The sequence below is a fragment of the Polaribacter litorisediminis genome, from assembly GCF_019968605.1.
In the GTDB taxonomy this organism is placed as follows: domain Bacteria; phylum Bacteroidota; class Bacteroidia; order Flavobacteriales; family Flavobacteriaceae; genus Polaribacter; species Polaribacter litorisediminis.
This window is the reverse complement of sequence record NZ_CP082966.1, coordinates 2,101,948-2,116,540: the sequence shown is the minus strand read 5'-3', so window position 1 is coordinate 2,116,540 and position 14,593 is coordinate 2,101,948. Positions and strand designations below refer to the sequence as shown.

Sequence of the window (14,593 nt, the reverse complement as noted above, 5' to 3'; positions counted from 1 at the left end):
TGAAATTTCTGTCATTAAACTTTAATAAAAGTATCTTTGCACAAAATTTAAAACAATGTCTACATTTTCTGAATTAGGAATTCGCAAAGAATATATAAAGTCTATCAAAGAAATCGGTATTTCTACACCCTCTGAAATTCAAGAGAAAGCCATCCCTATCTTATTAAATTCTAAAACGGATTTTATTGGTTTGGCGCAAACAGGAACCGGAAAAACAGCTGCTTTTGGTTTGCCTGTCTTGCACCAAATAGATTCAAAGTCAACTCATATACAAGCGTTGATTTTATCGCCAACAAGAGAATTAGTGCAACAGATTAAAAAGCAACTTTTTAAGTTTACAAAATATGTGGATGAAAAAATCTTTTTGGAAGCTGTTTTTGGAGGTGAAAAAATTGATAGACAAATCAATAATTTAAAAAGAACAACACATATTGTTGTGGCTACTCCAGGACGATTAATTGATTTGATAGAGCGTGGAGATGTTGATATTAGTCATGTTACGACCGTTATTTTAGATGAAGCAGACGAAATGTTGAGTATGGGGTTTAAACAAGATTTAAATAGAATCTTAAAGTTTACCACTAAAAATGATAGAAATACATGGTTGTTTTCTGCAACAATGCCAGAAGAAATTAAAAAGATTGTAAAAACCTATATGGATGCGAATGCGCCAAGAGTTGAAATCAATCCCAATTCTTTGGTGAATGAAAATATTAGACATCATTATGTAAAAACAACGATTAAAGAAAAAACGGGCTTAATTATTTCTTTTTTAGAAAAAAGAGGAGCACAAAGAGGTATTATATTTTGTAGAACAAAAGCAGGAGCTCAAAATTTAGCAACGCAATTAATTGATGAAGGATTTTCTGCCGCCGCTCTAGAAGGCGATATGCAACAAAAAGAACGCGATAAAGTGATGCGTGCTTTTAAAAATGAAAGTTTACAATATTTAATTTCTACAGATGTTTCAGCACGTGGAATTGATGTGCGTGATTTGGAATTTGTAATTCATCATCAATTGCCAGAACAAACCGAGTATTATACACATAGAAGTGGAAGAACCGCAAGAGCTGGAAAAACAGGGATTTCTATAGCCTTAGTTTTGCCGTATGAAATGGAACGAGTTCATGAAATTCAAAAAGAATTACAAATTCATTTTACAGAAGTAACGGTGTAAATGGAGTTGATTTACGTTTTAGATATTCTCGGAACGTTTGCTTTTGCAGTTAGTGGGGCACTGGTGGCATCAGATAAAAAGTTTGATTTGTTTGGTGTGATTATTATTGCATTTGTAACCGCTGTTGGAGGTGGCATGTTAAGAGATGTTTTAATGAATGCACATCCTATAAATTGGATTGGTGACCTAAATTACCTGTGGACTATTTTGTTCGCTGTAATTGCTACATTTCTGTTTAAAAGTAAAATTTTACCATTAAGTAAAACCATGTTTTTGTTTGATACGGTTGGTTTGAGTGTTTTTACCTTACTAGGTTTACAAAAAGGATTATCTTACGACTTACATCCTGTGATTGCTTTAATTATGGGTATGATTTCTGCGGTTTTTGGAGGTGTTTTGCGTGATGTATTAACTAACAAAGTTCCTTTAATTTTTGAAAAAGAAATTTATGCTTCCGCTTGTTTAGCTGGCGGAATTACCTATTTACTATTAGCTTTTTTTGAGGCTCCTAAAGATCTTAACTTTATAATTTCAGCCTCTGTTATCATCACTATTCGGTTAGTTTCTGTAAAATTTAAATTAGAACTGCCTAAAATAAAGGACGATCTTTTTGGTAAAACATAAAATAACCTCAAATAGCATTCAGCTTTTTGAGGTTATTTGATTATTTTGTATCCGTAATTCCAAATAATAAATGCTATTACTTTTTAAAAAGATTTTATTTTACGTCTTTCATTAATTCTTTGATAGAACGTAAAAGTTGCTCATCAATTCCATTAACAATCTTATTGGGCATATTTTTAACCTTAATCATCGGTTCAGTTTGATTGTTTTCCATCCATTCTCCGGCTTTGTTTTTAGCGCTTACAGGCACAACTCCCCAGCTAGCTCCGTTTGGTAAACCTTCCCAACCAGCAAAACTACAGGTTCCAGGAACTGGCATTCCAACGGTTTTTCCAATTTTTAAATCGGTGTAACCAGAAGCATAACAATGTCCATCAGAATACATACTTTCATTAAAAATAGAGAGTGTTGGTTTGGTAAAACGAGAAGTAGGTTCACCCCCAACTACTTTTGCTTCTGTGGCGTAGGTAATAAAAGGAACCCCAGTAAAAAACATCGCTAAATCTGCAACTAAATCACCACCACCATTAAAACGAGTATCAACAATGACCCCTTTTTTATCTGAATATTTTCCCATCATATCTTGATAGATACTTCTGTAAGGACCGTCTCCCATGCCTGGAATATGGACATACCCAAGTGCGCCATTACTTAATTTTGCTACTTCTTTTTCATTTATTTTAACCCATCTTTTATACAGAAGACTATTTTCTTCCCGAATAGAAATAGGTTTTACAGTAATAGTTTGTGTTTTTTTAGTTTTAGGATTTAAAATATCTAACAACATAAAATTGCCTACTTTTCTATTTAAATATTTAGAAACATCCTCATTTTTATCAATTGTAATTCCGTCTATTTTTTTGATAATACTTCCTACTTCTATCGCAAATTTAGCTTTATCTAAAGGACCGTCTTTAATGATTTCTTCAATTAAAATACCATCGTCTTTAAAATTTAAATCCATAAAAATACCTAAAGAGGCTGTATTGTCTGCATTTGAAACATCGCTACCGCTGTAATTAGAACCTGCGTGAGATACATTTAATTCTCCTAACATTTCTGATAACATTTCAGAGAATTCATATCCATTGCCAATATGTGGTAAATATTTTTGGTATGCTGTTTTCATTTTATTCCAGTTAATTCCATGAAAATCTGGATGATAAAAAATAGCATTGGTCCGAATCCAAACATGATTAAACATCGCTTCTCTTTGCGCATATTCATCCAGTTTTATTTCAGAATTAATCTCAACTCCTTTAGTCTTTTTTGTTTCAGGATTTAGTTTGGTAATTTTACCACTGCTTAAAAGATATAAATTATCCATTTTTTTATCCCATTCCAAACTTCCTGAACGGGTTTCTAGTTTTAGAATCATCTTCGTCTCTTTTGTGCGTAAATTGGTGCTCCATAAATTAGATTTCCCTTCAAAACTTGCTAAATAATATAACATATCGCCTTTTTTAGAAAGTACTGCATCCCCTAAATTAGAGGAATGAATGGTCAATCTTTTGGTTCTATCTTTCATAGAATCCCAATCAAACTTTAAGCTTTTTATGGTGTCTTTTTGATCCTCTTTTTTTGCTGTTTTTTTAGCATCTTTTTTGTCAGATTCGTTTTCTTTTTTCGCTTTATCTTTTTGCTTTTTTTCTTCCGCTTTAATAGCTTGCATTAATTTGTAATCTTCATCACTTAAATTAAATTCATCCCAAGCATCTTGGGTAAAAAACATACTATACACATCGTTTTGAGAGCGCCCACTGGTAGCATATGATTTAAGACCATTTCTATTGCTAAACCACAACATTTGTTTTCCTTTGTTTACCCATTTTGGACTAGAATCATAATAACCGCTTTCGTTTAAGTTGATTCTTTTAGAGCCATCTGCCGCCATTAACAAAACTTCGCTGTTGCTTAATGTCTTTCCCCAATCTACCAATAACCACTTGCTATCTGGACTCCATGTGTAGTATTGATCACCGTCTCGTATGTGAAATAGGTCTTTTGGAGTTAATAAAGTAACTTCTTTTTTAGATTTTAAATCCCTAATTTTTAAGGTTCTTCTACCTTCTATAAATGCAAGTTTTTTTCCATCTGGTGAGTACTGAGCAAGATAATTATCAGCGTTGTTTTCTATGACAGGTTCTTCCTTAATCAGTGTAGCTGCATAAAAGAAAGGCTCTTCTTTTCTTACCTTTTCGGTTTTATAAATGCTCCATGTACCATTCCGTTCGCTGCTATAAATTACAGATTTACCTTCTGGTCCCCAAGAAACAAAACGTTCGTTTTCTGGTGTGTTGGTTAGTCTTTTTGTAAAAGACTTATCTACAGAAGTTACAAATACTTCTCCTCTTGCAATAAATGCAATTTCTTGACCATTTGGAGAAATGGCCATTTCATTAATACCGCCATTTACAGCAATAAATTGATCTGTATTTTCTTTGTCTTGTGTAATAATATTGATGTTTATCTTTTTAGGTTTCTCTCCTTCTCGCATCGTATAGATTTCACCATCGTAACCAAAGGAAAGCACACCATTGGCAAAACTTAAAAAGCGTACGGGATGTACCTTAAAATTTGTAAGTTGAATATCTTGGTCTGTGTTTTCTAAAGAGCGTTTATGAACATTAAAATTACTGCTTCTTTCACTTAAATAATAGATGCTTTTTTCATCTTCACTAAAAAAAGGTTGTCTATCTTCTGCAGCATTCTGGGTAATCATTGTGTGCTCATTTGTTTTGGTATTTAGCAACCAAATATCTCTAGTTATCGAAGAGGTATGGTGTTTTCTCCATTCATTTTCTCCTCCTTTTTTATCATGATACAACATGCTTTTTCCGTCTTTAGAATACTGTACATATTCTGCCGGAATGGTTAATAACTGCGAAACCCTTCCAGATTTTACAGGAACACTATATAATTCTGATTGTGATCTATGAGGATATTGTCGATGGCTGGCAGCGTCTTGTCGTAATGCCCCAAATACAATTTCTTTATTGTTTGCAGAAAATGAATAAGGGTATTCATTGTTAGAATGAAAAGTTAATCGGGTTGCTGCACCGCCAATTGAATTCATTACGTAAATATCAAAGTTACCATATCTGTTAGAAGCAAAAGCTATTTTAGAACCATCTTTGCTCCAAACGGCTTTATAGTCATGTGCATTATGATAGGTAAGCTGTTGTGCATTTCCACCGTTAGCGCTTACTTTATAAAGATCTCCTTTATAAGTAAAAGCTATTTGAGTTCCATCTGGTGAAATGGCGGAATGTCGCATCCATTGTGGGGTATTCTGACCAAAAATTGACAGAGAAAAAAGGGTAAAGAATAGGAAATAAGGTTTCATGTGAAAATATTTTTGACTAAATTAAGCATTTCTTAAAGACAAAAAAAGACAAAAATAATTAATAAAAATAAATATTATGAAGCCCATAGTTTTTGATAATTTTTCAGCTTTTTCTAAAATGTTAGGCAAAGAGTTGCCGATTGGAGATTGGTATTCAGTAACACAGCAAATGATTAACGATTTTGCCAATGCAACATTAGACAAACAATGGATTCATGTGGATGAAAAAAGAGCGGCAAAAGAATCTCCATTTAAAAGCACTGTGGCACATGGATTTATGTCCGTCTCTATGATTTCTAATATATTAGCAGAAACTTTTACAATTAAAAGTGTAAAAATGGGCTTGAATTATGGTTTGAATAAAGTTCGTTTTCCAAACCCTGTTCCTGTAAATAGTAAGTTGAGAATGTTGACTACCGTAAAGGAAATTGAAAAGATAGCAAATAATGGAATTAAGGTAACTTTTTCTTGTACGATCGAGATAAAAGGGCAGGAGAAACCCGCTTGCGTAGCAGAGTTTTTAGCGGCATTATTTGAGTGATAACTAGTTTAGCGATTCGTTCTTAGAGATCGTATTTTGATATGGAATAGTGTCTTTTTATGTATTTATTTGGTCAATGAAAAGGATTCTTTATTATACAATTACACCCAAAATAACAAGATTAAAAATCTAGTTATTTTGGGTGTAATTCTTGATTTTGTCCTTGTTGTTTTTTGTGATATGAATTTTAAATGGATCTTAATTATTATGTATCCAACAAAAAAAATAAGAGGTTTAGTTGCTATGTTAACAAATCTTCCTTGGTACATCTTTTAGCGTGTCCTATTAAAAATATGGCAAAAGCCAATGTTATAATTGGTAGAATTACACTTGTGTTTCCGTAAATTTTTACCGAATCAATAATGAAAAAGTTATAAATTAATTGAACGATAAGTCCTAATAAAGAAATTTCAAAAAATCTTTTTGCTTGTTTTTTTCGAGCCAATAATAAGATACTTCCTAAAAGACCTCCCCAAACGGCAATGGCAAAGGCGGCTGTGACCCAAGCCGGAGTATTGTTTAACATGTTTAATTGTTCTTTTGGTAAAGCTGCTTTTATTTCTTCAGACATAAAAGCGTTGCCTAGATAAGCCAAAACACCAAATCCATTCCATATAAAAGCAATAACGGCAATAACCCAAAAAGAAGTAGACGCTTTAACGCTATGTGTAGCCATAATAAAAAGTTTAAAATTTATTTTTTAAATGTACAAAAAAAATTGTTAGAATCATAAAAGTAAAGTATATTTGTCATTATGGAAAGTATTTAAATCTAAATGTAAAGCATTAATTATGTCAAAAGAATCAATTTGTGAAAGGGAAAGAAGGCATTTATCAAAAATGAATAAATTTCAACTGGGTAATCAGTATAAAAAAGTAGGCTACAGTATTGCTATTGTAACATTTTTAGGGATGATTGGTAGAAAATATGTTGAAAATTCTGAGTGGATAAGACCAATTTTACAGGGTATTTTATTAATAGGATTATTACTTATTTCTTTAGCGAAAGAAAAAATAGAAGACGAGTTTATAGATAGTTTACGCGCGCAATCCTATAGAATAGCATTTATTTTGGTAATCGTATACTCACTTTTACAGCCATTGGTTAATTATGGAGTAGGATATTTATTAAATGAAAACGAAGAGCTAAAATCTTTTGATTATTTTCAAGTATTGTTTTTTATGCTAATTGTTCAGTTGATGGTTTTTTGGCAATTGAAAAGATTTAACAAATAAGATGAAAAACACTTTAAAAGTACAACGTGCTATTTTAGATTTAACCCAAGAGCAACTTGCAAAAAAAATTGGTGTTTCACGACAGACTATTAATTCTATAGAAAAAAATAGATACGTTCCATCAACCGTTTTGGCTTTAAAGTTATCAGCAATTTTTAAAATTTCTGTAAACGATTTTTTTATTTTGGAAGAAACTGATTAACAAAAAGCAATTTAGGTTTATGATATCATAAATCTAAATTGATTTATTTTCTGCTTCATTGAAATTAGAAAGATTGAAATCAACAAGAATGAGTGCAGTTGTCGTTTTGGTCATTTTTGTTTTAAAAAAATAAATTAACAAAAAAGCAATGATTTGTTACGGTATTATATGTCTAAAATAACGTTATTCAGCAATAGAAATAACTGCTGCTTTAAATAAACTAGCTTTTGCTTTGAAAAATTTATTCTCTAAATCTATGGCTTTTAACTTAGAATCAATTAATTTCGATTCACGAGAATTTACCAAAAATAGAGAACTTTCCCCTAAAAAGAATTTTCGTTCTTCTGCTTTTAAAAGCACTCCATAATCTCTTACAATATTTTCTGTGTAGTTAGTTTGTATACCATAAGATTCTAACTCTTGCTGAATAGCATTTACTTTATTTGATATGATTACTTTGGTAGATTCATTTTCAAAATTAATGTCTCGTAGTTTAATTTTTGCCAATTTTAAATCACCGCGTTCTTTTCTTAAAAACAAGGGCATGCTAAATTTTATACCGCCTTTAAAATCGTTGGCATTAAATGAATTTATTTGATTACGATTTTCTGTTAAAAAATTGTATTGCACATCTAATTTTGGTAAAAGACTATTCATTTTTAATCTTTTATCGATGTCTAAACTTTCTCTTTTAAAATTTAGAGATCTAATTTTTGGATGATTCTCAATATCAAAATCGGCATTGTTAAACAAGGCGATGTTAAAAGTAGTATCTACGTTATTGATAGCTTCAATATCTGGTATAATATTGTCTTGTAACTCTACAGGGGTATCATCGTTTAACCATAAAAAATTAGAGAGCTCTAAAGAAGATTTTATCAATTTTATACGTGCTTTTTCTAAATTTAATTTTCTGGTTTGTAAGGTTATTCCGGCCTCTAAAGTATCTATTGCGGGTTTATCTCCTTGCTGAAATGCTCGTTTAGTTCCTTGAAAACGAATACTTGCATTCTCTAAAAAATCTTCGAAAACCTTTTTTTCGTTATAGGTTTGTAGCCAATTAAAATAGGACAAAGAAGCATTATATAAAATTTCATTGACCAATATTTGTTGATCTTCTTTGGCTTGATTTAAAAAGAATTTTGCTTGTTTTAAAGAAGCCATTCTTTCATTCATTAAAAACCCTCTTGCAATAGAAACCGATACGCCTGCACTATACAAACCATCTAAAGGCACGTTAGCTTCAGGGTTTAAAAAGAGTCCGTCGTTTTCTTCGTAATTCGCTTTAAATTCCACGCCATACCAAGTGGGGATTTTAAAAGAAGCATTTAGTTTGTTAAAATACTCTTTGTCTTTAAACTGTTTTTTATCGTAATCTACTTCAATTTTTGGATCGAATGCACCTCTTGCTTTTAATAGTTTTGATTCACTATTATTAATCATAAGATTTGCTTGTTTTACAATAGGATGATAATTTTTTACGTAGCCTAAAAACTCTGACAAGGTCATCTTCGATTCAATTTGATCTTGAGCATTTTGCTGATAAAAAATCAATAAAAAGAATACAATTATATATTTTTTCATTCGACTATTTTTTTGCGTCAGATTTACCTTTTGTTCCACCTTCTGGTTGGTAATAATTAGGTGGGAAGCTGTTTAATTGTCTCCATAGTTCATACCAAATTGGCACATCTTCGAGTAATGCAATGGTTCTTGCGCCAGAACCAACTCTCACAGCTTCAGGCCAAGTATGGTCGGTTTCGTCTGGTGCTAATAGAATTCTATACATACCATTGCTACTAATAAATCTTTCTATAGCAATGACTCTTGCGCCATACGTTCCGTAAGAAACATTGGGCCAACCAGAAAAAACAATGGCAGGCCAACCATCAAACTGAACACGTACTTTTTCGTCTATATGTAGTAAAGGTAAATCGATGGGTCTTACAAAAGTTTCTACGGCCAAATCATATTTTTGTGGCATAATGCCCACTAATGATTCGCCTTCCTTAAAAGTACCTCCAATTCCGCCTTTAATGGCTTTATTGATGAATCCACTTTGAGGAGCCGTTACGTATAAAAGTGAATTTCTAACCTTATAATTACTGTTGCTGTTTTCTAATTTAGAAACTTGAACTTCAGCATCATAACCGCTAGATTTTGCGGTAAACATATCACTCTGTGATTTCGAAATCTTATCTGCAAATGCTGCTCCAATTCGTGTAAGCTCTAGTTCTGCGTTTAAAACTTCATTTTTAGCGGCAAGTAATTTATTTTCTTGAGATATTAATTTGGCTTGTGTTTCTTGTAATTTAAGACGTTTTTCTTCTACATCTTTTACCGAATAGATACCTTCTTGTTCTAAAGTTACTGTACGTTGGTATTGTCTTTCTGCTATTTTAATATTTGTTTTGGCAGCTTCAAACTCTATGCTATCACTTTTTACTTTTAATTTAGATTGTAAAAGTTTATTTTGAAGTTGTGCTGTTTTTAAAACACGTTCTTGTTTTAAAGCAACTATTTGCCTGTTAAGAGCTTCTACTTTATATTGATATGCATTTACAGATGATGTTTTTGCATTGATCTGCATATTTGTTCTTTCTATCAAGCGATCATCAAAATATTCACTTTTTATTTCAGAGATTCTAAGAATTGTATCTCCTTTTTGTACTAAATCTCCTTCTCTTACAAACCACTCTTCAATTCTACCAGGAATTTGAGATTGTATATCTTGTGGTCTTTGGTCTAAGGTTAAGGTAGTTACGATTCCTTTACCTGTAATATTTTGCGTCCAAGGTAAAAATAGGATTATCAGACCTAAAAGACCAAAAACTAATAAGAATTTGTTTAATGATTTATAATAGTTTTTATGAAAAATATTTTTAGAAGATTTAAATGTTGAAAAATCTATTTTTTTAGCAACTGGATTGTTCGATATATTTAACATAGCTTTAATTTATGGCTTTAATTTCTCCTTTTTCTAATGTAATTGTTTGCGAGCATTGAGTTCTCCAACTTTTTCTACTACTCACAACAATTAAAGCCCAAGGCCTTTTAGGATCTGTTAAATAACTAATAATTCTTAAAGTTTCATCTAAATTAAATTGATCTAAAGGGTCTTCTAAAATCATTACTTTTGGCTGTTTAATGATCGCCCTTGCTAAAATTAATTTTTTAGCAATCGTGTAAGACATTTGTTTTCCTTCAGGATATATTACAGAATCTAGACCATTAGGTTGTTCTTTTAAAAATTGAGATAATCCAACAATATCTAAAATATCAAAAATTGCATGATCATCAATTCTTTCGTTTCCAAAAATTAAGTTTTGTCTAATAGAACCTTCAAAAGGTGTTTCTTGCGAAAGAGATAAACCTAATTGAGATCTGTAATGATTTAAATGTAAGCTGCTTAAGGATAAATTATTGATGTAAATATTTCCTTCCGTTGGTTGTATAATTCCAGAAATTAAACGTAATAAACTAGATTTACCAGCACCACTTTCGCCAACAATTAAAACTCTGCTTTTTGGTGTTATTTTTAAAGATACATTTTTAATAATTGTTTTTTTTCTTTCCTGAACTGCATAAGAAACATTGTCTAATTCTAACGTAAGCCCATCTTTAAAAAGAGGTCTTTCTCCGTCTTGAGACTCTAATTCTTTATCCACTACTTGACCTATTTTTTCTATAGAAGTAAGTACATCGTAAAAAGATTCTAAACCAATAATTAATTTTTCTACGGATGCAATGACCAAAAGAATAATGATTTCTGCGGCAACAAATTGTCCGATATTCATTTCTTGGTTTAAGACCAAAGCACCACCAATTAACAACAAACTAGCGGTTACAATTACTTTAAAACCAACCATTTGAGAATATTGTAAGATTAATATTTTAAAGTGATTTTCTCTTGCTTCCAAATATTTACTAACCAATTCATCATTTTTAGACATGGATAAATTAGTGTTTCCAGAAAGTTTAAAGCTTACCATAGTTCTTGCAACTTCTTGAATCCAGTGAGCAACTTTATATTTATTTTTAGATTCTATTAGACTGGTTTCTAATCCTTTTTGAGCAGTAAATTTAAAAACGATGTAAATTAATAACAACAATAAAACACCAAACACAATAAAAAAGGGATGATAGAATGAAAGTAGAATTAGTGCAAAAAGAATTTGTAAAATTGCTGTGGGTACATCAATTAGAATTTTTGACAATCCTTTTTGAATCGTTAAGGTGTCAAAAAAACGGTTTGCCAATTCGGGCGGATAATAATTACGCAATTCAGACATTTTTATTTTCGGAAAACGATAGCTCAATTCAAAAGAAGCTCTCATAAAAATTCTTTGTTGTATCGTTTCAATAATTCTTAATTGCATTAATTGCAAAGCTCCAGAAAAAATAACACCAAGAGTTACAACAACTACCAAAACAATCCAAGAAGTAGATATTTGTGCTCCTTGTATTAAATTGATAATTGCTTGGATTCCTAAAGGAAGCGATAGTGCAACAACACCGCCAAAAATTGCATAATAAAATATTTGAAATATATCTTTTTTCTCTAGCTTTACAAGACTGATAAAACGTTGCCAGGGAGTTAATTTTTTGGTTTCCATTAATTTATTTTAAAGTATTTTCAACTAAATTTATAAAAAAGTTTGTGGGCGTTTTGCCGTTTTGACTATTGGTAATTGAAGGAAAATGTTCATTTAAAAAATGTTGATGTAAACCGCCTTCAATAATTGTACTTGCTAAACTTAAAGGAAAAAGATAAGATGGTTTTACAGCGATAATCATTTCTTCTAATCTAGAAATTAAGCGTTTATAGATTTCAAAATAACCCTCTTTGTTGTCGTTATCTACCTCTTTGGTTAAGAACGATTTAGAGTTTTCTTTTACAATGATTCTATACAAAAGGTTTTCATTAATATGAGAAAAATTACTATCTTCTTCTACGGTTCTTGTTACCACTCTAATTGCCTTGTTTAATTTTTCATGATGATTAGAAATGCTAAAAGTTTCAATCACCAATTGATATTCTAACCAAGCCCAGTACCAAGAAGATAAATACAATAAAAGTTTGTGTTTACTTTCAAAATATCTGTAAATAGAACTTTCATTAGAACCAATTTTTTTTCCTAACTTTTTAAAAGTAAAGCTTTCAAAACCAATTTCATATATTAATAGAATACTATTTTCTATAATTCGTTTTCCAAGCTCAGAGGTTTCTGGATCTTTAATGTAGATTTTGTCAGGAACCGATATTTTAAGAATTGATAATAAACTTTTCATGGTTGAATATTTGCCGGCAAATATAATAGCATTACTATCACTTTCACAAAGAATCTTTTTTTTTATATTTTATTTAACATATTTTAAATTCATAACTATTTCCTACAGTTCATAGAAACTAAATTTTAGATCCAATAGCATAAAATACCTTTTTTTTAAAGAAATATTGCCAAGTTTTACCGAAAATTTTGATGTTTTTTTGTGCAGTAATAAGGTTAATATATTATTTTTCTTACTTTTTTCAAATAACTCTTTTGTACTGTTTTCAAATTCAGTTTATTATTTCAATCATTTTTGTAAAACTTGTTTTTTTGTAATATATTTGTACCGTTAGAAATTTTTCAATTATTATAAATTAAGCGACAGCGCTTTACATTTAAAAATCTACTTTTATCACTCAAATAATTAGTAGTTCATTATTTTTTAGCATTCTAAATAAATATTGATTATTTCTCGCAAAAGATATAAAATACTTAATCCAAAAAAAATAACATTTAAATAGTTAATGGCAAAATCGCAACAAACCTTTAGTAAAAGTGAGAAAGAAAAGAAACGTTTAAAAAAGCGTTTAGATAAGCAGAAGAAAATGGACGCAAGAAAAGCTGAAAAAGAAGAACATGGAACTTCTGGTATTCAGTTTGCGTATGTAGATCATAATGGTAATTTAACAGATACACCACCAGATCCAGAATTAAAAGTAGAGTATGAGTTAGAGGATATACAAATATCTGTAACTAAAAAAGAAGACTTGCCGGAAGAAGACCCAGTAAGAAAAGGAAAGGTAAACTTTTTTGACACTTCTAAAGGGTTCGGCTTTATTATTGACGCTGAAAATAGTGAAAAATATTTTACACATGTAAGTGGTTTAATAGATCAGATTGCAGAGAACGATAAAGTCTCTTTTGAATTAGAAAGAGGAATGCGTGGAATGAATGCAGTAAAAGTTAAGAAAATCTAAAGAATACTTTCTTTCAAATTAAAAAAAAATCCTATCAATTTAAATTGATAGGATTTTTTTGTAAAATAGATCTTCAGTAATCAATCTTTTTGCTTTGATTCTTTTCTTAAGAACTTTATACATTATAAAACTCCATACTTTCAATAATTAAAGCTTCTGGAACGTTACAATCTATTTTAAAATCTTCAAAATCGTTTAAAAGTACAAAGTTTACTTGTCCGTTTGTGTTTTTCTTATCGTGTTTTAATAAATCCAGAATTGCAGAAAAATCTTCTTTTAATAAATTTGTTTTATCATAAATTGAAACAACAAGATCTTTGACTTGTTTAAGTTTTTCTGCAGGAAAATTTAATAATTTTGATGACATATAACATTCGCAAACCATGCCAATCGCAATAGCTTCTCCATGCGTTAGGTTTTCTTTGTCTTCAGATTCTAGGTAAAAAGATTCAATGGCATGCCCTAAAGTATGACCAAAATTTAGAATTTTACGCAGGTTTTTTTCTCTCGGATCTTTTAGGACAACTTCATTTTTTATTTCTATAGATCTAAAAATTAAATCACTTATTTTTAAAGCTGAATTATTTTTGATTTCATTAAATAATTTTACATCATACGTAATGCCGTATTTAATAATTTCTGCAGTTCCAGATTTAATTTCACGAGGAGCAACTGTTTCTAAATAGCGGTCATCAACAAGCACCATTTCAGGATTTGCAAATAAGCCAATTTGATTTTTTAGCACCCCTAAATCAACCCCAGTTTTTCCACCTACAGAGGCATCAACCATAGATAATAAGGTAGTCGGAATATTTATAAAGTCAATTCCGCGCTTAAAACAAGAAGCTACAAAGCCCCCCAAGTCTGTAATAACCCCACCTCCTAAGGTAATTAAAACACTTTTACGATCACCACCTAACTCCGTAATAGCGTTCCAAACCCACATGCAGGTTTCTAGGTTTTTATGAATTTCTCCAGACTCAATTTCAATAACTTCTATTCTCTTATCGGTAGCTAAATTCGGAATAAATTTAGGATAACAATGTTCAAAAGTATTTTCATCAACCAAAATAAAAATAGTAGAATAGTTGTTTTCCGCTATCAAAGTAGCAAGTTCTTGATAGCTTTCTTCTTGAAAATGAATAGGATAAGAAACTGCTTGTATGGTTTTCATGGTAGTTGATGTTAAAGGCGCAAATTAAAAATAAATTATTGAAT

At 30.7% G+C, this 14,593-nt stretch carries 13 protein-coding genes; 6 read left to right on the top strand and 7 right to left on the bottom strand.

What is annotated here, in order from left to right:
• The first annotated feature begins 55 nt into the window (after positions 1-55).
• Both K8354_RS09125 and K8354_RS09120 read left to right on the top strand, forming a co-directional pair.
• Positions 56-1,177 (top strand): DEAD/DEAH box helicase, encoded by a 1,122-nt coding sequence (locus K8354_RS09125; RefSeq protein WP_223447474.1) that lies wholly within the window; start codon positions 56-58, stop codon positions 1,175-1,177.
• Positions 1,178-1,801, top strand: coding sequence for a trimeric intracellular cation channel family protein (locus tag K8354_RS09120; RefSeq protein ID WP_223447472.1), 624 nt, complete (start codon positions 1,178-1,180; stop codon positions 1,799-1,801).
• A 94-nt stretch (positions 1,802-1,895) separates the two neighbouring features.
• Here K8354_RS09120 and K8354_RS09115 read toward each other — a convergent pair whose 3' ends face one another.
• Positions 1,896-5,147 (bottom strand): S41 family peptidase, encoded by a 3,252-nt coding sequence (locus K8354_RS09115; protein ID WP_223447470.1) that lies wholly within the window; start codon positions 5,145-5,147, stop codon positions 1,896-1,898.
• Positions 5,148-5,223: 76 nt separating this feature from the next.
• Between K8354_RS09115 and K8354_RS09110 the strand changes: the two genes are divergently transcribed.
• Complete coding sequence (locus K8354_RS09110; RefSeq protein WP_223447469.1) at positions 5,224-5,688, top strand: MaoC family dehydratase; 465 nt, start codon at positions 5,224-5,226, stop codon at positions 5,686-5,688.
• Between the two features lie 241 nt (positions 5,689-5,929).
• Here the strand turns inward: K8354_RS09110 and K8354_RS09105 are convergent, their stop codons facing one another.
• Complete coding sequence (locus K8354_RS09105) at positions 5,930-6,364, bottom strand: hypothetical protein (protein WP_223447467.1); 435 nt, start codon at positions 6,362-6,364, stop codon at positions 5,930-5,932.
• 163 nt (positions 6,365-6,527) lie between these two features.
• On the opposite strand from K8354_RS09105, the gene K8354_RS09100 reads away from it, so the two are divergent.
• Both K8354_RS09100 and K8354_RS09095 read left to right on the top strand, forming a co-directional pair.
• The gene (locus tag K8354_RS09100) at positions 6,528-6,923 is read left to right on the top strand and encodes a hypothetical protein (RefSeq protein ID WP_223447465.1); all 396 of its coding nucleotides are present in this window, start codon (positions 6,528-6,530) and stop codon (positions 6,921-6,923) included.
• Position 6,924: 1 nt separating this feature from the next.
• Positions 6,925-7,125, top strand: coding sequence for a helix-turn-helix transcriptional regulator (locus K8354_RS09095; RefSeq protein ID WP_223447463.1), 201 nt, complete (start codon positions 6,925-6,927; stop codon positions 7,123-7,125).
• A 183-nt stretch (positions 7,126-7,308) separates the two neighbouring features.
• On the opposite strand, the gene K8354_RS09090 is transcribed toward K8354_RS09095, so the two are convergent.
• Genes K8354_RS09090 through K8354_RS09075 form a run of 4 tightly spaced genes read right to left on the bottom strand, consistent with a single transcriptional unit; the run spans position 7,309 to position 12,417 of the window.
• Positions 7,309-8,709, bottom strand: a complete 1,401-nt coding sequence (locus K8354_RS09090; RefSeq protein ID WP_223447461.1) for a TolC family protein — start codon at positions 8,707-8,709, stop codon at positions 7,309-7,311.
• 4 nt (positions 8,710-8,713) lie between these two features.
• The gene (locus tag K8354_RS09085; protein WP_223447459.1) at positions 8,714-10,072 is read right to left on the bottom strand and encodes an HlyD family secretion protein; all 1,359 of its coding nucleotides are present in this window, start codon (positions 10,070-10,072) and stop codon (positions 8,714-8,716) included.
• A gap of 4 nt (positions 10,073-10,076) precedes the next feature.
• Positions 10,077-11,741 carry a peptidase domain-containing ABC transporter gene (locus K8354_RS09080; RefSeq protein WP_223447457.1) on the bottom strand — a complete coding sequence of 555 codons (1,665 nt, stop codon included), beginning with the start codon at positions 11,739-11,741 and terminating at the stop codon, positions 10,077-10,079.
• 4 nt (positions 11,742-11,745) lie between these two features.
• Complete coding sequence (locus K8354_RS09075; protein ID WP_223447455.1) at positions 11,746-12,417, bottom strand: TetR/AcrR family transcriptional regulator; 672 nt, start codon at positions 12,415-12,417, stop codon at positions 11,746-11,748.
• A 505-nt stretch (positions 12,418-12,922) separates the two neighbouring features.
• Here K8354_RS09075 and K8354_RS09070 point away from each other — a divergent pair.
• Complete coding sequence (locus tag K8354_RS09070; protein WP_223447452.1) at positions 12,923-13,375, top strand: cold-shock protein; 453 nt, start codon at positions 12,923-12,925, stop codon at positions 13,373-13,375.
• A gap of 115 nt (positions 13,376-13,490) precedes the next feature.
• On the opposite strand, the gene aroB is transcribed toward K8354_RS09070, so the two are convergent.
• Positions 13,491-14,549, bottom strand: coding sequence for a 3-dehydroquinate synthase (gene aroB / locus K8354_RS09065; protein WP_223447450.1), 1,059 nt, complete (start codon positions 14,547-14,549; stop codon positions 13,491-13,493).
• Positions 14,550-14,593: the final 44 nt, after the last annotated feature.